The organism is Wolbachia endosymbiont (group A) of Norellia spinipes (genome assembly GCF_964273535.1).
Genome location: NZ_OZ187006.1, coordinates 186,986 through 205,763 on the forward strand (window position 1 = coordinate 186,986; position 18,778 = coordinate 205,763).

Annotated in this window: 19 protein-coding genes and 1 tRNA gene; 11 read left to right on the forward strand and 9 right to left on the reverse strand. The window is 36.2% G+C overall.

Annotated elements, in window-relative coordinates; genetic code table 11:
- Nucleotides 1-304 precede the first annotated feature (304 nt).
- From pdxH to ACFZP3_RS00940, 3 genes are read right to left on the reverse strand one after another with little or no spacing between them, the layout of a single operon-like run.
- Nucleotides 305-898: a pyridoxamine 5'-phosphate oxidase gene (pdxH, locus tag ACFZP3_RS00930; RefSeq protein ID WP_253309549.1), complete on the reverse strand. Its 594-nt coding sequence runs from the start codon at nt 896-898 to the stop codon at nt 305-307.
- A 16-nt stretch (nt 899-914) separates the two neighbouring features.
- Nucleotides 915-1,730, reverse strand: coding sequence for a bifunctional DNA-formamidopyrimidine glycosylase/DNA-(apurinic or apyrimidinic site) lyase (gene mutM, locus ACFZP3_RS00935; RefSeq protein WP_253309550.1), 816 nt, complete (start codon nt 1,728-1,730; stop codon nt 915-917).
- Between the two features lie 17 nt (nt 1,731-1,747).
- Nucleotides 1,748-1,975: a hypothetical protein gene (locus tag ACFZP3_RS00940; protein ID WP_386086631.1), complete on the reverse strand. Its 228-nt coding sequence runs from the start codon at nt 1,973-1,975 to the stop codon at nt 1,748-1,750.
- 13 nt (nt 1,976-1,988) lie between these two features.
- Between ACFZP3_RS00940 and ACFZP3_RS00945 the strand changes: the two genes are divergently transcribed.
- A tRNA-Thr gene (locus ACFZP3_RS00945) sits at nt 1,989-2,061 on the forward strand.
- A gap of 53 nt (nt 2,062-2,114) precedes the next feature.
- On the opposite strand, the gene ACFZP3_RS00950 is transcribed toward ACFZP3_RS00945, so the two are convergent.
- The 3 genes from ACFZP3_RS00950 to ACFZP3_RS00960 all read right to left on the reverse strand — a co-directional run bounded on the left by ACFZP3_RS00950 (nt 2,115) and on the right by ACFZP3_RS00960 (nt 4,873).
- Nucleotides 2,115-3,641 (reverse strand): acyl-CoA carboxylase subunit beta, encoded by a 1,527-nt coding sequence (locus ACFZP3_RS00950; protein ID WP_253309552.1) that lies wholly within the window; start codon nt 3,639-3,641, stop codon nt 2,115-2,117.
- Nucleotides 3,642-3,748: 107 nt separating this feature from the next.
- Entirely contained in the window at nt 3,749-4,585 is an 837-nt protein-coding gene (locus ACFZP3_RS00955; RefSeq protein WP_386087094.1) for a hypothetical protein, read from the reverse strand.
- Between the two features lie 42 nt (nt 4,586-4,627).
- Nucleotides 4,628-4,873, reverse strand: coding sequence for a hypothetical protein (locus tag ACFZP3_RS00960; protein WP_386086633.1), 246 nt, complete (start codon nt 4,871-4,873; stop codon nt 4,628-4,630).
- Between the two features lie 126 nt (nt 4,874-4,999).
- Between ACFZP3_RS00960 and der the strand changes: the two genes are divergently transcribed.
- The 9 genes from der (at nt 5,000) to ACFZP3_RS01005 (ending at nt 15,480) form a co-directional block, all read left to right on the forward strand.
- Nucleotides 5,000-6,325, forward strand: coding sequence for a ribosome biogenesis GTPase Der (der, locus tag ACFZP3_RS00965; RefSeq protein ID WP_253309555.1), 1,326 nt, complete (start codon nt 5,000-5,002; stop codon nt 6,323-6,325).
- Entirely contained in the window at nt 6,322-6,852 is a 531-nt protein-coding gene (locus ACFZP3_RS00970; RefSeq protein WP_253309556.1) for a disulfide bond formation protein B, read from the forward strand. The genes der and ACFZP3_RS00970 overlap by 4 nt, the downstream gene beginning before the upstream one ends.
- Nucleotides 6,827-7,369 carry a demethoxyubiquinone hydroxylase family protein gene (locus ACFZP3_RS00975; protein WP_253309557.1) on the forward strand — a complete coding sequence of 181 codons (543 nt, stop codon included), beginning with the start codon at nt 6,827-6,829 and terminating at the stop codon, nt 7,367-7,369. The genes ACFZP3_RS00970 and ACFZP3_RS00975 overlap by 26 nt, the downstream gene beginning before the upstream one ends.
- Before the next feature lie 195 nt (nt 7,370-7,564).
- The gene (locus ACFZP3_RS00980; protein WP_386086635.1) at nt 7,565-8,137 is read left to right on the forward strand and encodes a hypothetical protein; all 573 of its coding nucleotides are present in this window, start codon (nt 7,565-7,567) and stop codon (nt 8,135-8,137) included.
- Nucleotides 8,131-10,041 carry a hypothetical protein gene (locus ACFZP3_RS00985; protein WP_386086637.1) on the forward strand — a complete coding sequence of 637 codons (1,911 nt, stop codon included), beginning with the start codon at nt 8,131-8,133 and terminating at the stop codon, nt 10,039-10,041. The genes ACFZP3_RS00980 and ACFZP3_RS00985 overlap by 7 nt, the downstream gene beginning before the upstream one ends.
- A complete protein-coding gene (locus ACFZP3_RS00990; RefSeq protein WP_386086639.1) occupies nt 9,957-12,449 on the forward strand; it encodes a hypothetical protein in 2,493 nt (830 codons plus the stop codon). Before ACFZP3_RS00985 ends, ACFZP3_RS00990 begins: the two co-directional genes overlap by 85 nt.
- A 4-nt stretch (nt 12,450-12,453) precedes the next feature.
- Nucleotides 12,454-13,782 (forward strand): hypothetical protein, encoded by a 1,329-nt coding sequence (locus ACFZP3_RS00995; protein WP_386086641.1) that lies wholly within the window; start codon nt 12,454-12,456, stop codon nt 13,780-13,782.
- 114 nt (nt 13,783-13,896) lie between these two features.
- Entirely contained in the window at nt 13,897-14,877 is a 981-nt protein-coding gene (gene mraY / locus ACFZP3_RS01000) for a phospho-N-acetylmuramoyl-pentapeptide-transferase (RefSeq protein ID WP_253309561.1), read from the forward strand.
- Nucleotides 14,878-14,883: 6 nt separating this feature from the next.
- Entirely contained in the window at nt 14,884-15,480 is a 597-nt protein-coding gene (locus ACFZP3_RS01005) for a ribonuclease HII (RefSeq protein ID WP_010082329.1), read from the forward strand.
- A 14-nt stretch (nt 15,481-15,494) separates the two neighbouring features.
- Here the strand turns inward: ACFZP3_RS01005 and virB9 are convergent, their stop codons facing one another.
- The 3 genes from virB9 to ACFZP3_RS01020 form a co-directional block, all read right to left on the reverse strand.
- Nucleotides 15,495-16,280: a P-type conjugative transfer protein VirB9 gene (gene virB9 / locus ACFZP3_RS01010; RefSeq protein WP_386086643.1), complete on the reverse strand. Its 786-nt coding sequence runs from the start codon at nt 16,278-16,280 to the stop codon at nt 15,495-15,497.
- A gap of 187 nt (nt 16,281-16,467) precedes the next feature.
- Entirely contained in the window at nt 16,468-16,923 is a 456-nt protein-coding gene (gene mlaD / locus ACFZP3_RS01015; protein WP_264688362.1) for an outer membrane lipid asymmetry maintenance protein MlaD, read from the reverse strand.
- A gap of 2 nt (nt 16,924-16,925) precedes the next feature.
- Complete coding sequence (locus tag ACFZP3_RS01020) at nt 16,926-17,240, reverse strand: NADH-ubiquinone oxidoreductase subunit NDUFA12 family protein (RefSeq protein WP_253309564.1); 315 nt, start codon at nt 17,238-17,240, stop codon at nt 16,926-16,928.
- Nucleotides 17,241-17,304: 64 nt separating this feature from the next.
- Here ACFZP3_RS01020 and ACFZP3_RS01025 point away from each other — a divergent pair, with 64 nt between their 5' ends.
- Entirely contained in the window at nt 17,305-18,771 is a 1,467-nt protein-coding gene (locus ACFZP3_RS01025; RefSeq protein WP_253309565.1) for a proton-conducting transporter membrane subunit, read from the forward strand.
- Nucleotides 18,772-18,778 lie beyond the last annotated feature (7 nt).

The following is an 18,778-nucleotide window of genomic DNA, read 5'->3' on the forward strand; positions in this document are numbered from 1 at the left end:
AAATTTTCACTTCAAAATTTAACCTCACCAAAAGTATAAGAAGCCTGTCCAATGAAAAATTCTTAACCTTCTATAACTAACCCAAGAAAGGTTTCCCTACGTCATACCGCCAAGGATAGATTCCGCTAACAAGTAGCGGAATGACGAATTTGTTGTTTTTCAAATTATCGGTAAACCTAAGTCACTTTAGCTATAAAATTATAAGTTATTTGCTCTTTTTTATCCTTAATCCAGAATTCGGATTAGTAGGGTGTCATCCAATTCTCAATGGTAAATTAAGAAGGGTCTGCAACAACGAATGTAGCTAGGGATATAATTGCTCTATTTTCCAATTGCTTCCCTCAACAAGAGTATATCTAAACCTAGTGTGTCTCCTATATTCACCTTCTTGCCAAAATTCAATTACTTTTGGGATTACGCAAAATCCCACCCAAAAGTCAGGACGAGAAACTTGTGTATTGTAAAATTCTTTCTCCTTCAATTTTATAGCTTGCTCAAAATCTTGCCAATCTTTCAGAATGCTCGATTGTTTTGAGCACCATGCGCTAATTTGACTATCGCGCGCTCGAGAAGAGAAGTATTTGTCAGTTCTTTCATCGTTTAGAAGTTTAACATCTCCTTCAATTCGCACTTGCCTAGCAAATTCTATCCAGTGAAACACTAATGCAGCTTTAGGGTTCTCGGTCAGTTCTTTTCCTTTTCTACTATTTATGTTAGTGAAGAACACAAAACCTTCTTTACTATATTCCTTTAGTAATACTACTCTTGCAGATGGAATGCAGTCTTTGCTACAAGTTGCTAGCGTCATTGCAGTTGGTTGTTTACACGGAGAATTAAGTACTTCTTCATACCACTTTGAAAACAAGTTAATCGGATCTTTTTCAGGTAAAAATGTCATATTCAAAAATAAAATCTTAATTCTGACATACGTTGCAGAAATAAGTGCTACGGCCATTTTGTCGTATAAGTGTTATGATATTGTTGCAGATTTTGCAAGGTTTTTGAACTTTACCATATACGTAAAAGTTATTTTGAAAGTATCCAGCAGATCCAGATGGCTGTGCATAATCTTTCAGTGTTGAACCGCCTGCAGCAATTGCATCACTCAGAGTATTTTTTATTTCAGCAGCAAGTTTTTCGCACTCTCTATAGGTCAAGTCTTTTGCTGACCTGAGTGGTGATATGCGGGCTCTAAACAAACTTTCAGAAGCATATATATTGCCTACGCCAACTATTAATTTATTGTCCATTAATGCTGATTTGATATTCACTTTTTTGTTTTTCAGCAACTCCTGTAAATAGTCTCCACTGAATTCATCCGTGAGGGGCTCTATTCCAAAACCATCAAAAAAATTTATTTCTTGTTCTTTGCTTAAAATAATAACTAATCCAAATCTTCTTGGATCATTAAAGATTATTGAAGTATTATCGGAAAATAAAAATACCACGTGATCGTGCTTATTCCGCACTTGATCATGGTCAGCATATATAAGCTTTCCGCTCATGCCAAGATGTATGATTACAGCCATACTACCATCTGTATTCCAGATCGTATACTTACCTCTACGCTTGATGTTGCGTATGACTTTGCCCTTTAGCATATCATCAATATTTTTTGTTATTGGGGCACGTAAATTCCAATTATTAACTATAACATTGCTAATTTGCTTGTTTTTAATTTTATCAAGCAAAAAGTTAGAGATTACTTCTACTTCTGGTAGTTCTGGCATGATACCTCCTTCAAAACTTAAGTTTCTGATGGTAATTTTGTCGTTAAAGCTTCCTCAAATACGTTTGGGTATTCTGCGGCGCTTCTTCCTAAAAATTCCTCACCACAAACAAATTTTGAAAGGGGTCTGCTTTGTCTACTCTGTTGCTGCTTTTTTCTTTTCAAAATATTTTGCTTTAAAGCTTTCGCTAATCTTTTTTTCTCCTCTTCTTTTTCCTTATTCTTTTTTGTATTATTCATTATCATAATGTATAAACTTGCCGTTGTAGCTCAGGTGGTAGAGTACGTCATTGGTAATGACGAGGTCCCAAGTTCGAGTCTTGGTAACGGCACACTGATTACACTTATAATATTGCATAACTTGCAAGCAAGGCCTAAAAGAAAGTTACAGAGGTAAGTTGTCATGCTTTTTCCATATCCTTTCTACTTTCTTGTTTTTGAGTAGCTCTAATGCTTTGTGAAAGTGATGCCTTGTTTTACTTGGCACTATAATGTCATCAATGTATCCATGTGATGCAGCAAAAAATGGATTAGCAAATTTCTCTTTATATTCTTTGATTAACGTTTGCTGATCTTTTTCATGCCTAAATATAATTTCAACTGCACTTTCAGGGCCCATTACAGCTATTTCAGCAGTTGGCCAAGCATAATTTATGTCACCTTTTAAATGTTTCGAGTTCATAACGATATATGCACCACCATACGCTTTTCTAGTAATAAGGCTAATTTTCGGCACAGTTGCTTCAGCGTAAGCGTAAAGCAGTTTCGCTCCGTGTTGTATTATATTATTGTATTCTTGGTTTGTACCAGGTAAAAACCCCGGAACATCAATAAGTGTGATGATCGGAATGTTAAATGCGTCACAAAACCTTACAAATCTTGCAGCTTTTCTTGAAGAATCAATATCCAAACATCCTGCAAGGTGCATGGGTTGATTTGCAACAATACCAACAGTATTTCCTCCAATTCTACTAAAGCCAATTATAATATTACGAGCAAAATCAGGTTTTAGTTCAAAGAATTTCTTCTCATCACAAACTTTTTCAATGAGTTCATACATATCATAAGGAGTGTTAGGATTGGTAGGAACTAGAGTGTTTAAGGATTCATCAATCTCATTAACATCATTACAGGTTGGTACAGATTTCGGTGATTCTTGATTATTTGCTGGTAAAAAGGTAAGGAATTCACGCATTTTGAGTAGCATCTCAACATCATTATTGAATGCAAAATCTGCCACTCCTGTTTTGCTTGTATGAATTTTTGCTCCACCGAGGTCTTCGAAGCTTACATCTTCATAGGTAACCTTTTTTACTACATCTGGTCCGGTTATAAACATGTATGAACTATTCTTTACCATGAAAGTAAAGTCAGTTAATGCTGGAGAATAAACAGCCCCTCCTGCACATGGACCCATAATTAAAGAGATTTGTGGTATAACGCCCGATGCATTTACGTTTCTTTGGAAAATTTCTCCATAACCAGCAAGGGAATTTACTCCTTCTTGAATTCTGGCTCCACCAGAATCATTTAGTCCGATAATTGGAACCCTGGCATTAATTGCCATATCCATAATTTTGCATATTTTTTTTGCATGTGACGCACCAAGTGACCCACCAAAGACAGTAAAATCTTGCGAGTAAACGAAAACTTTTCTGCCATAAATAGTACCATGACCAATCACTACTCCATCACCTAAAAAATTAGCATTTTGCATGCCAAAATCAGTTGCGTGATGCTTCACGAATTTATCGTATTCTTCGAACGAATTTTCATCGAGTAATACACTGAGCCTTTCTCTAGCAGTTAATTTCCCTTTTTCGTGTTGTTTATTGATTCTGTTAGAACCGCCTCCTTTTTCAGCTTCTAGTGCTTTGGTTTTTAGATTTTCTAGTATTTCAAAGTCTTGCATACAATAAAGTAGTTTTCAAATTAGTTGTAGACTTTATTAAGTTTACAAACCCTATTAACTATACACATACACTATTGCTATATGCAACAGTGTATGTATGATAATTGTTAATGCGCTGGTAATTCCTGGCCACTACTTTGAGAATGTTGTGGTTGACTAACGTTTTCTAGAACAGAAGAAGGTAAACTAACTTTACTGCTTTTCGTTTGTGCAAAACTTTTAGCAGCTTCAACAACCTTGCTTATACGAGGTTCTTTTTCTAGCTCTTTTAGGTACTTTGAGAAGATTTCACAACTTTTATCATCAATATGTACTATTATTTTGCCAAAGCTTGAGGCATTTTCTGGTTTGTCAGCCTTTTCAGAAGATAGAGTCATTACAATCTTTTCACTGTTGCTTATTGGAAAAGTCATCTGTAATCTGCCCTTTATATCATGATATTTTCCATCTTGTATTCGTATTACATTATCTCCTTCCCCAATCTTTAATGCTCCATCTAAATTTTGAAATTCTGGATTACTCAGGAATTTTGCAGGAATCACAATGCTTGCTTCTGGACACTGTATACAATAAAATTTATTATCTCTTTCTACTATAACATCTTTTATCACATTTTCTTCTCCATCTTTTTCAATGCCCTCACATACAATTTGTTTTAGATTTGATAAATAGCTGTTATGTTTTTCCAGTAGACTTGTTGGCAATAACTCCAAAACTTTCTCACTCACATAAGTGCCTGTTGAAACTAGGTCGGATATTTTTAACGAAAGAAGATCTAGTTGATGTTTTTCATGAATGGACAACTCGAACTTCTTTAGCAAGTGCACATTAGATATCAGATAATCTATTATTGATAATTCTTCGAAGAACACATAGTACGGCATGCCAAACCTGATCTTTTGACTTTCTCCAAGTTCTACAGATTTTATCCATTTCTTTATCATTTGTCCCACAGTCAGTCGCTTCTCACCACATAACCTAAAAGCTTAACGTATAGCTTCCAATACATTCGAGATATTTTCTTTCATACGTTCATCAACTTGTTCATATATTGCTCCATCTAATTGAAATTCCGACATCACTTCTGGACGGTTCATTTCTTCTTCGAGTTTTTCACACGATGCCCTAAATTCAGGCGTATCTTCATCCTCAGACTCATCCATAGCCTCATCTTCAAAATGCCTGCCATCATCTAGAGAACTAAGCTGTTCATTTATATCTTGCCCTACCATATATCCCCCTACTTGACATAAAACAAGAAATTCTAGTTGTATTATGCTCGCGTGATCTATAAAGTCAATAGTTAAATTGCAAGATTTCGGTTATAATTTACTGTGTATAGAAGGTGCTCTTAAATTATGCTAAAAATCGCTATAGTAGGCCTACCAAATGCTGGTAAATCAACTCTTTTTAATAGATTGGTGGGAAGAAAAGCAGCGGTGGTCAGCAATATTCCAGGGGTTACACGAGATAGAAGAGAAGGAATAGGCAGAATTAGCGATTTAGAGTTTAAAGTTATAGATACAGGAGGATGGAACGACCAAACTAATTTTTCACTACAAGTTATTGAACAAATAAAATTTTCTCTATCCAATTCAAACATCATTTTCTTTCTTGTTGATGCAAAAGTGCAAAATGAGCAAAACAAAGAATTTGCAAAGTGGCTGAAGAGAAAAATAAATAAACCTGTGATACTGATAGCAAATAAATGCGAGAGTCATAAGTCTGAAAATGTTGATTATTTGCAGTTTTTTGATTTTCTTGGCCCGGTGTATATCTCTGCCGAACATAATCTTGGCATGGTTGATCTTTATGATGCATTAGCTGATGTTATTGAAAATTTGAACGAAAACACTGATCTATTGGGCAATGAGTCCAGTAAACTTAGAATTGCAATCATCGGTCGCCCAAATGTCGGAAAATCAACTTTTTTAAACAGCCTACTTACAGAAAACAGAGTAATAGTGAATTCAGAGCCAGGCACCACACGTGATTCTGTAGATATTGTATATGATCATAATGGGGAGCTAATTACTCTCATTGATACTGCAGGAATCCGCAGAAAGGCGAATGTTATAGATGACTTAGAATCAAGATTTGTTGAAAAAAGCTTAGAATCAATCAAGCGCTCTCATGTGGTAGTTTTAATGCTAGACTCCCTAGTTGGTATTGAGCAGCAGGATTTATCAATTGGTGAAGCTGCAATTAAGGGAGGGAAAGGGATTATTGTTGTTTTAAATAAGTGGGATTTAATAGGTAAGGATGACAGAAGTAAGTTAATAAAATTTGTCAAACAACAGGAAGTGACTCGGTTATTCTTGGAAGTGCCAACTGTAACAATTTCTGCATTGAAAGGCATGCGCTGCGGCGATGTGATAGATAAGTGTCTTGAAGTGAGTGAATCTTTGAACAAGAAAGTTAGCACTGCAAAACTGAATAAGTGGCTAATTGATGCTTTAGATAGGCACTCTCACCCGCTTGTAAAAGGTAAAGCAGTTAAAATGAAGTATATCGCTCAAATTGGTACTAAACCTCCAGCTTTTTCTTTGATATGTAACATACCTGAAAGTGTTGATGAAAGTTATAAACGCTATTTAATTAATGATCTTAGAAAAAATTTCTTCGTAGATGGTGTGCCAGTCAGATTACTTTTGAAAAAAAATAAAAATCCCTATGCAAAATGAATACTCTGCTTTATACTTTCAGGGGTCTTTATAATAATTTACTTAAAGTCGTGTGTAATAACTCCAGAATTCCTACAATCTTTCTGCTATCAAGTGCTTTTGCTCTAATTTTTGCATATGTGCTAGAATATTTTTTCAACATGCTGCCATGCAAGTTATGTACATACGAGCGGGTAGTTTACTATGTTGCAGGGTTACTTGCAGTAGTATGCATGCTTAAAGACAACAAAATTCTAATCTATGCAACGTTTTGCAGCTACCTCATAGGTGCAGTAATATCTTTTTATCATGTAGGTCTTGAACTCCACTTATTTCATGATGTTTTAGGTTGTACAGAGCAAGCAAGTGGTAACGTTAGTATAGAAGAGCTCAGAAATAATCTACTAAATCCTAATTACTCTCCATCTTGTGACAGACCTCATTACGTTCTAGGTGTTTCCTTAGCAACATGGAATTTAATTTATCTCATAGCAGCTCTGTTCGTATCAGGTAAGGTGTATTGTGGAGAAAGAAAGAAATCTAAATAATTTAAGGTACAGCAACAATCAGTTCTTGCAACAGGCAATTAGAGTAAATCATGCTGGGGAATATGGAGCTATTTGCATTTATTCTGGTCAAAAATTTATTCTTAAAAAATCTTCTATAATCAATGAAATAATTGAAATGGAAGAGCAGGAAAAAAAGCATTTTCACTATTTTAATGAGAAAATCAAAGAGCAAAAAGTTCGTCCTACTGTTTTGTTGCCAGTTTGGCGTGTTTTAGGAGTGTCACTTGGCGTTGCAACTGCCATTATGGGCAAAAAAGCTGCTATGGCTTGCACTGCTGCAGTTGAAGAAGTTATAGGGGAGCACTACAAAGAGCAAGTTTCACATTTAGAAGATGGGGAATTAAGAGAAACTATAAGTAAATTTCGCGACGAGGAGTTAGAGCACAAAGATATTGCAATTCAGCACAATGCTGAAAGCGCATTTGGCTACAACATTTTATCTTCATTCATAAAAACAGGCTGCAAAACTGCTATTTACTTGTCCAAGTTAATTTAACTAAGCAGCTTTCTTAAAGTGTTTTTAATGTTATGATGACAACAGAAACCAGGAAGGAATTCAAGTGTAACAATTATTTTATAACTATATTTACATATCACCATTATTAATCAATAATTAGTGTTTGTAAATTAACTGTGTCTAAAACATAGACCACAAAGGAAGGGAAAATGCGTTTTAAACTAGAAAAGGAAGATGCCCCAAGGTAAAGACTGTAGTAACGCAACTCGTTATGTGATAACTACTAAAGTAAGAGTAAATAACGAAACAACAGTTAGTCTACCTACTACATCTTACGTTATTATTGATGAGCCTAGAGGTCAGCGCCTTATTGTGATTGACTATAGCTGTGGAACACAAAAGGTGCTGAATGGTTTATCTCAAGGACTACAACTAAAGCTAGAAAAAGTAGGAGATGACAACAAGTTAGCTTTGGTTACTGACTCAGGTGAATATTACTATTATTACCATGATGGCAATATTATTAATATAGCTACTATTGATTTTATACCTCAATCCCGCAAGAATGGTGAATATGTTCATGTATATGATTATGATACACGTTCTATAAAATTTAAACCACTTGAAAGTAGTAAGGTTTTAATAGATCCAAAAGATGTAATAAGTAGTAAAAATATGAGTCTTATTGGCAATAGACTTGATATACGAATTGGAGACAATTTTTTAAGGGATCGGAAAATCAATTATACCAATCTTACAGGAGTGTTGAGGTATATAATTCCACTGGTAGTAAGGTTGGTATGTTGAATAATGTTGTTCCAATATTCGATCGGAGAAGTGATGATTTCAAATTATTTCCTTTTCATGGAATAAAGAGATTGAATGTGAAAAATAGCTATTTCGCAACAGAAAAATTAGGTAATAATTATGTTGGCTGCATATCAGATGAAAATAGCGAATGTAAGAATTTTTATGGTTTAAAACCTGATTTTGTAGGATATAACTACAGCCATAACTTAGATTTATATCCTTATTATTATAACTTAGAAAATTTTGGTAACTTTTTGGAGGTTGATGTGGTGAATACTAGAGAATTTGAAGACTTAAAAGCAGAAGTTCAACATTTAAAAGAGCAAATTAAGCAATTAAGACATACAGAACAAGTAGAAGGAATGCCTAGACTTCCAGGTTATCGAGGTCCTCCAGGTGATAAAGGTCTAAGAGGTTATGAAGGTTTTCCAGGTCCTAGAGGTATTCCAGGTATTCCAGGTGAAAAAGGTAGACAGGGCGAGCCTGGGTCGCCAGGCTTTAGAGATCATTCAGGTCTTCCAGGTGGAAAAGGTTATCCAGGTCCTAAAGGTGAGCCAGGAAGAGATGCAAAGCCCGAGAATGTGGCAGCTATTTTATTATCAAGTGAACTAGAAAGATTCGAAAAAGCGCTGTTTAATACACCTATAACTGAATTAAAAGGTAAAACACTTAATAACTATGTTACTCAAGACCTGCCGAAGGAAATTGCAAATAATAAAAACTTAAAAAAAAGTATAAAGGGTGAAAAGGGCGATCAAGGATTAAGAGGAGAAGTTGGTTCTCCAGGTCCAGTAGGTCCTAAAGGTGAGCCAGGTTATCCAGGTCCTCAAGGTCTAAGAGGTGAGAAAGGTTATCCAGGTCAAGATGGTAGAGACGGAACCCCTGGTCCTAAAGGACTAGATGGACCTCCTGGGCCAAGAGGTTTGCCAGGTCAAGGAGGCGAACCAAGACCACGTGGTCTCGATGAGCTGCCAGGCATACCTGGAGAAAAGGGCCAAAAAGGCGAGTTTTATGCAGTCTCAGGACTAACAGGAAAGCCAGGTCCTAAAGGGGATCAAGGTCATCCAGGTCTAAACGGGTTGCCTGGAGAGAAAGGTGACAAGGGTGATCAAGGTTATTCGGGTTACGGCTATCCAAGCCAAAAGGGTGATCCAGGTGCACCTGGATCACCAGGACTAGATGGAATGCCTGGAGGACCAAAAGGTGAAAAAGGAGAAGCTGGTGGCCCACAAGGTCCAAAGGGAGAAAAGGGAATGCCAGGGTTGAGTATAACGAGTCCAAAAGGAGATCGTGGAGAAACGGGATTGAAAGGCTCAAAGGGGGATATAGGGCCACAAGGCCCTAAAGGCAAACAAGGTGATTTAGGGCTTATAGGGCCACAAGGCCCAAGTGGAGCGAAGGGAGAGAAAGGTAATGAAGGTAGTAGTGGTCCTAAAGGGCTGAGAGGTTGGAAAGGTGAATCTGGTTTGCAAGGTAAAGAAGGAGCGCAAGGTAAAGCTGGTAAAGATGGAACCCCGGGTTCTAAAGGAGCAGATGGAGCTCAAGGTCTTAGAGGTCCAGTAGGTCCAAGAGGCTTTAATGGTACGCAAGGTGTACAAGGAGAAAAAGGTGATCTTGGTCTCAAGGGAGATAGAGGTGAAATTGGAGCACCAGGAATGGATGGATTGCCAGGTCTACAAGGCTTTAATGGCACGCAAGGAGAAAAAGGTGCTCAAGGTCTAGTAGGTCCTAAAGGTGATAAAGGAGATTCAGGTCCAGTAGGTCCTCAAGGAGTTGCTGGAGCGCCAGGTGTATCTGGTATAAAGGGGATACTAGGTTGCCAGGAATGCCTGGAGAAAAAGGTGACCAAGGAAATGCAGGTCCAAGAGGCCCTCAAGGAAATAAAGGTGATCAAGGTTTAGTAGGTCCACAAGGTTTCAAGGGAGATAAAGGAGAACAGGGTATACAAGGTCCTAGAGGTTTCAAGGGCCTCTCTGTTTCAAGAGGCGCAAAGGGTGAACAAGGGCATAGTGGCATGGATGCAAATCCTGAAGAAGTTGCAGATAAGCTAGTCACTACTAGAGCCACTGGGTTTAAGGAGATGATGCTTAACTTCACTGATTCCAGTGGAAAAATGTTAATGGAAGAACTTGCAGGCAGTTCAAGTCTGCATACTGGGGTTGCACAAAAATTAATTGACAATGAAACCATTGCGAATAAAGTACTTGAATATCGTGATAAAGGTGGAAATTTACTGCTAGAGCAACAGATTATAGGAAGACTTTATGATGAAAATATTCACGAAGGAATAGCTACTAAACTAATTGATGACAGAGCTCAAGATTTAGCAGACGCGTTACTAAGTAGTGCTGACAATGATACATTGGTAGAGAAACTTGCAAACAGTACTGAGCTAACAAAAAGCATTTCAGAAGAATTAAGGAAAAATCCAGGAAAAGTTCAAGGACCAAAAGGTGGTAAGGGAGATAAAGGAGCAGATGGAGCGCCAGGAATACCTGGAGAAAAAGGTGACGAAGGTATACAAGGTTCTCAAGGCTTTAATGGTACGCAAGGGGAGAAAGGTTCTCAGGGTCTAAAAGGGGATAAAGGTGAATTTGGAGCACCAGGAACAGATGGATTGCCGGGAGCAAAGGGAGATACAGGTCCTCAAGGTCTAGTAGGTCCTAGAGGTGATCAAGGGGATATGGGTGCAAAAGGAGTAGATGGATTGCCAGGTCTACAAGGCTTTAATGGCACGCAAGGAGAAAAAGGTGCTCAAGGTCTAGTAGGTCCTAAAGGTGATAAAGGAGATTCAGGTCCAGTAGGTCCTCAAGGAGTAGATGGAGCGCCAGGTGTGTCTGGTAATAAAGGGGATGCTGGTCCTAAAGGCGATATGGGTGATAAAGGAGATACCGGAGCGCCGGGTACGGCTGGATTAAAAGGTGACAAAGGAGTAGATGGATTACCAGGGATGCCTGGAATAAAAGGTAATCAGGGAGATATAGGTCCTCAAGGAGTAGATGGTGCTTCAGGTACAGATGGAGCGCCAGGTGTGTCTGGTAATAAAGGGGATGCTGGTCCTAAAGGCGATATGGGTGATAAAGGAGATACCGGAGCGCCGGGTACGGCTGGATTAAAAGGTGACAAAGGAGTAGATGGATTACCAGGGATGCCTGGAATAAAAGGTGATCAGGGAGACATAGGTCCTAAAGGCGATATGGGTGATAAAGGAGATACCGGAGCGCCGGGTACGGCTGGATTAAAAGGTGACAAAGGAGTAGATGGAGCGCCAGGTGTGTCTGGTAATAAAGGGGATGCTGGTCCAAAAGGCGATATGGGTGATAAAGGGGATACTGGGTTGCCAGGAATGCCTGGAGAAAAAGGTGACCAAGGAAATGCAGGTCCAAGAGGCCCTCAAGGAAATAAAGGTGCTCAAGGTCTAGTAGGTCCTAAAGGCAACACAGGAGCGCCTGGTCCTAAAGGCTCAAAGGGAGAAGATGGAATAGGTGCTGCAGTTGCTGATCAGTTTCTGCGCAAGATGAATCAAACAAAAATTGAAATTCAGAACGCTCAGAAAGCAGCAGAGGTAGCTAAAAGCGCTTCTGAAAAATCTGCCAAAGAAGCTAAAGATTTTAAAGAAGAGGCTGACAATTTTGTTGATAAAGCATTTCGATCAGAACAAAATACTCAAGCACTTTATAGTAAGGTAAAGGATATATTTTGTAAAACAAAACCTACAGATCAAGTTTGTACTGCACGTATAAAGAAGAGGGAAATTAAAAATTCAGACAATCTGCCAGTGACAAGTGGAGCAGGTAGACCAACTTCATTTATATCTCAAGTAATAAATTTCTTTTATCCTTTTGTAAAACAAGATGAATATAAAATAGAGAATAAAATACAAGAGCTTAATCAAGTGGCAAAAGTAATGGATGCAGCAGATATTGCTATAAAATTTGAAAAAGTATTAGAAGAAACAGCTTCAAAATGCGGCATTCCAAAGAAAAGCCTAAATTTTGATCCAGTAAAACTACAGTCAACCATTCTAGATAGGTCATTATTTAATGATGAAAGTCGTAACGAGCTGTTAAAACTCTTATATTTATCTGCAAAAAAATCATGTCCAAATTACAAACAAACTGATAGATTTTTGACTACTTTCAAAGATCGTATGGAAAGAACATTAGAAAACAATGAGCAACAAAGGGGGTTTGTTAATATTGAGAAAACAGCAACAGATAACGAGCAGCCAAGGAGTTTTATGAGCGATGTCACTCCTCCAAGTAGTTTCAAGGCGATTGATCTGAAGGCTGTTAATTGTTTAAGTTAATAGTATGGGAAATACATTTAGAATAGATAATAAAGATCCGCTCTATAAGAAGCTGATTAAACTTCCTACTGCATATTACAGGTTAGAGATTAATAACAACAAGTATACTATTCGTTCACACATTGGTACGGCTGAGTTGGGTGATACTATTAGTGATTTAAAGTTACAGAAGCTGGGTGATAAAATAGTTTTATATAAGGGAAAATCACCTCTGAAAGTGAAAAATAAAGATGGTGAAGAAGAGAATCTTATTATAGAGCAAGAAGATATCATAAGTGCAAACAGGGACAATATTATAGAAAAGCTTAGATCAAAACCAATAGAGATTTCGCTTTACCACATAGAAGACATTCCATATTTTGGTGCCAAATTACCCATTTCTAGACACAGTACAACAACTGAAGTACTAAACTTCATCAATTTTAATGATGAAAATGATCCAGTACTACAGAAGATCAAAGGAGAAAATGGTGGACTTTATTTTACAATAAAAGATGACAATATCTATATATCAGACAAAAATGGAAAGTGTCTTCCAGTGTGTAAAGATGACAGCTGCTATAAGTATCAATACACAAAAGATAAATGTGGTGTATTAACAATAAGTGATGTATCAACAATAATAGGCAATTTAACCGAGACTAACAACGAAAAGCAGAAATTCACTTTGCAAAAAGGGGAAGAGTTATCGGATAACATCTATGAAGCAAATGTTGCCTTGAATGATAAGCCCATAGCTACTTTACCAAAAATAGGTTACTACATGCTCGATGATCAATTGGTCATGCGTAATCATGTTACGAAAGAGGAGGTAATTGTCCCAAGGGATTTTCACTATTTAAAAGTTGTTAAATTTAATAATGATGATTATAAATTAACGTTTTGTAATTTTTTAGGTAATGAATTCTTTGAATATAAAAAATACGATCCACAGTATTCGAACGTTTCAGATGAATATAAATTCATAAGTTTGAGTTATATGAAAGAAAAACGTAACCTAAATCTTGGTGAGTTACTTAGCCATCGGCCATCGTTTTTTATTACAGAAGGAATTGCTGAACCAGATTCTCTAGGTAACCATCAAGCTGTAGTGTTCGAAGTAATAAATAGTGGAAAGGGTGAAAAAAAGGCTACATTGACTGATGAATTTGGTTATTTTGATAAAAATAATAAGTTTCACTATTATGATTATCATAAAAAAACGGAATATGATACTTATGATTCTTCTGAGATTAATCTAAAAGAAATGTATAAATGGACAGATAAAAATAGCGAATTTTGTTTTGCAGAAGATAACAATATAATTCTTCATACTATTCCAGAGTTATTGTAATTATGCGCACCAAATTAAGGAAGAATGAAGCGAAAGAGGGATAGGTTATAGGATGACAGAAGTTGGCTTTATTAGCTATAGGTGGTATGATACTTAGTCAATTTAAGTAAGCAGATGATCTTAGCTACAAAAGTATTTTTTACCTCATTTGTTTTTGGGTTTATTCTTTTTCCCTATTTTATAAAGCTTCTAAAAAAAATAAGTAAAGATGGGCAACCAATTAGATCATGTGGACCAGAAAGTCATTTAATAACAAAAAAGAATGTACCACCTATGGGCGGAATAATAATACTGATTTCTTCTTTATTACCAATTTTACTCTGGGCTCAGTTAACACTAGAAATTTTGCTGCTGATATTGATAACTCTATTTTTTGCTCTACTTGGATTTATTGATGATTATTTAAAATTGAAGACAAATCACTATCGAGGTTTAAGTGCAAAAACCAAAATACTTATTCAGTTTATTGTAACTCTGGTTAGTATGTCTATACTTAAGCTATACTCTGCTGAAGGTTTTACAAAAACGTCTCTATTTAAAGGAGTAATAATCGACTTTGGCTATCTATATGTTCCGTTTGCTGCGTTTGTAATTGTCGGCTCTGCTAATGCTGTGAATCTCACAGATGGTTTGGATGGCCTTGCTGCAACTCAAGTCATCACTTCCTTTGCTTTTTTGGGGCTAATTGCATATATAACTCAAGCAGATATGAATATTACTTTATTCTGCATTGCATTTATAGGAGCTATTTTAAGTTTCTTGTGGTTTAACACACATCCAGCAAAAATATTTATGGGTGATGTTGGAAGCCTGTCAATTGGTGCAGCTTTAGGGTTAACTAGCGTTTTAATGAAGAGAGAAATGCTTTTTGCCGTTATTGGAATAATCTTTGTAATAGAGACTCTATCTGTGATTATTCAGATATCATATTTTAAATATACAAAGTTTAAATATGGAGAAGGAAAAAGAGTTTTTCTTATGGCACCAATACATCATCACTTTGAGAAGAAGGGATGGTCAGAAAATGTAATCGTTATGAAATTTTGGATAATTTCTATTATCTGTTCAGTTTTTACTATAACTTTCTTATTATAAAAACCTATGAAATACCCAGACTTTACATTAGAAAATAAATTATCAGGAGTGATAGCAGGAGTGGATGAAGTTGGAAGAGGTCCGCTAGCTGGTCCAGTAATATCCGCAGCCGTAGTGTTTATTGATAGAAATACAATTATTGATGGAATCAACGACTCGAAAAAGTTGACTCCTCAATGTAGGCAAGTCCTATATGAAAAAATAACATCCGTTGCAAAATTTGGTATAGGAATGGCAAGCGTAGAAGAAATAAATTCATACAATATCTTGCAAGCAACAAAACTTTCAATGAAACGTGCGTTGATAGACCTGGACCTAGAATTAGATTATGTGCTAGTTGATGGTAATCAACCACCTGAAGTGAAATGGCAAGTGAAATCCATAGTAAATGGTGATAATTTGAGTACATCAATTGCAGCAGCTTCAATCGTTGCAAAAGTTACGAGAGATCGGCTTATGCAAGAATTGCACAATAAGCATCCTGAATATAATTGGTATAAAAATAAAGGATATGGGACAAAAGAGCACCTTAACGCTATTGGCCTTTATGGAATTACAGAACATCATAGAAAAAACTTTGCACCCATATCTCGGGCATTATAGCCTTTAGATAGTAATCACTTACCTTTTTTGAAAGGCATGTTTTCATTAAATAGGCAAACTGTACTTGATCCATTCCTTAAGGTAAACACTGAACTCACCCTTTCGATTATCAGGTAGTTGTCAGCTGTACGGAAGTTTACTAAAGACTCATACCCTGCAGAATCAACCATAAAAACTGCCGGGAAATCAGAGTTTATTTTATTGAGTTGTAGATATGTAAATTTTCCGTCATCAAAAACCTTAATTGGTATTATTGACTGACTGCCTTTAACGTGCGAGATGGAATAATTAAAATTTAAGCCCTTCTTTACAACTTCAATGTCGTTTATATCAGGAATAATGGTATGACTAGCTTGTTCGAAGATATCGCCGTTATTTGTTGTGTAAATCTCATCACTGCTAAATAATGGATAAAGAAACCTTACTTCATATGCTAATTTTGGATCATCTAGTCCAGTTGCTTCTTCAGCATGAAGTTCAAAGTAATAAACTCTTTTATTGGTAATTATAGTTGCGTTAGTATCGGCAATATCATCTATAGGCTTAATAAACAATCTGTTACCTTGAGGAAGGAGTTGCCAACCAGTTGAATCACCCATTGAAAGGTTTTGTATTACCTCCCCTGGTTCAAACAATATGCTGGATTGATAACCATAAAAACCCGTATACTTATGTATAGCTTGTGGGTTATAATTTATTACCTTTATGTGATTATCTCCAGCTATTGAACGTGGCTCCTGTTTTGCAAGTGCATCACTACCACAAAAAAACAACAGTACGGCAAACAGTAAACCAATCATAATATCAAAATAAATTAATCTTTATTTTATCATTGATAGACATGCACTGCAACTGTTAAGCTGTACTATAAACCCCAATTATAGGTTAGCAAGGGGTAGAAAAGGCAAGAAATAAGGCAAACTCCTTAAATACTTTAGAACTACAGGAGGCTTCACCTGAACGGATATACTTGGAATCCTGCCATTTTCACTTCGTAAACATACCAAGAATTCTGTCCATTATTCCACCCATATTTGCTTCAGCTTGAGTATACTCTATTTTACCACCGTGCAAGATTAGTTTAATATCTGATCCAGGTGATATATTAACAAATTTACTGCCAACAACTCCACTGCTAGTGATCAGAGCTGAACTATCAATTGGCAATTTTATGTCTCTGCTTATACACATGTCGATTCGTGCTACGTAGGTAGCTTTGTCAAGTGATACACCAGTTATGCTTCCAACGTCCACACCAGAGATCTTGACACTATCACCAACTCCTATACCGTTAGCGTTAGCAAAAAGACCATATATTTTATAGCAATCCTTGTAGTTTTTCTTTATGTAAGATAGCTTATCAATAGCAAAGAAAACCAGAAAAATAGTGAAAATTAATACAAATAATCCAGCGGTTATTTCAAGTATATTTGACCTTCGCATCTTTAGTTATCAGGACTCCAGCTTTTATAGTAATTTTTCACTTTTTGGTTTGGATAGTATGCATCTTTTGTACCCGTTAAATTAGGAGTATGTTTTACTTTTCTTTTTTTATTATTAACTGGTACTACATTATCAGTATAGTGAAGCCATATATGCCATTCCGGAGACACTGTTGTAGGCTCAGAAACACTGCTATACATAACCCACCTTTTTCCTTTACTTGATTCATAATAAGAATTTCCATTTTCATCTCTTCCTACAAATTTATCTTCTCTTCGTAATAGGCGTTTTATTGCGTTACAAATTTTAGATAACATAAGAGTATTAAAACAAAAAGTATTATATATACTAATACTTTAACGATATATTAACAACAATTTAATGCAATTACCAATTTTACAAGTTATTATACCAATAATTGCATCAATGTTTTGCTTTCTTACCAAGAAACACAAGGTATCTTGGTTTATTTCTTTTATTGCAACAACAATCACTCTTATCATTTCATCGATACTACTCGTTAAAACATATAAAGGCGAGATTATAACTTATCACCTTGGAGACTGGGCTCCTCCGTACGGCATAGAGTTAAGAATCGACGTGTTAAACTCCTTGATTCTAACTTTGGTGAATTTTATAGCGCTGATAAGTGTGCTTTATAGCTTTTATATTAACGAAAAAGAAATTAGCAAAAACAAAATCACTGGTTTTTACTCTCTATTTCTACTGTGCTTAAGCGGACTGCTCGGAATTCTAGTAACAAACGACATATTCAATCTTTATGTTTTTTTGGAAATTTCATCTCTTTCTTCTTATGTATTAGTTTCAATGGGAAGGGATAAAAAAGCCTTGGTTGCAGCATTTGAATATCTAATTAGTGGCACTATAGGGGCAACGTTTTACTTGTTTGGTGTTGGGCTTTTGTACTCCATGACAGGAACGCTCAATATGTCTGACATGGCTGAAAGAATAGTTCCATTATACGATAACAACATCATAAAACTTGGCACATTGTTCATTTTTGTTGGTCTCTCAATTAAAATGGCACTGTTTCCATTAAGCAGGTGGCTGATTAATGCATATAGCGAGGCGCCAAGTTTCATTAGCATATTCTTTTCAGGCACAGTGACAAAAGTGATGATATATGTTTTCATTAGGATCTTCTATACTGTTTTCCATCAGAATTTCTTCTTATTTAAACCATCACTAAGCAACGTGATAATTATCCTCGCACTTTGCGCTGTTATATTTGGGTCAATATCTGCAATAACTGCAAAAGATATAAGAAGACTGCTTGCTAATTCTAGTGTCAGCCAAATTGGTTATATAATTTTAGCACTGAGTTTTAACTCAAAAACAGGTGTATTTGCAGCAATTCTTCACATAGTAAACCACAGCATAATAAAAACATCTTTATTCATGGCTGCAGGATGTATTTCTTACAAATTTGATACAACAAAAATAGAGAATTTATCGGGACTCAAGAAATCAATGCCTTATACAGCACTTGCGTTTACTCTACTTAGTTTAGCATTAGTCGGTGTGCCGCTAACAAATGGCTTTGTAAGCAAATGGTATATAATGAAAGCAGTTATAGAATCTCGCGCGTGGATTTCCCTGATAGCTTTTGCTGCCGGTTCTTTTCTTGCACTAATATACATGTGGAAGATGGTAGAGAAAATGTATTTTGAAAATAGTGCAGCATCAAGCGCTGGAATGACACTAGGCAAAATTAATGATGTGCCATTTCCTATGCTTTTCTGTCTATTGTTTATGGCAGCTTTAACAATAGTAACTGGAATATATAGCACTCCAATTCGGTTAGTAGTTGAGAAGTTGGTTTTTTGATTTTTAT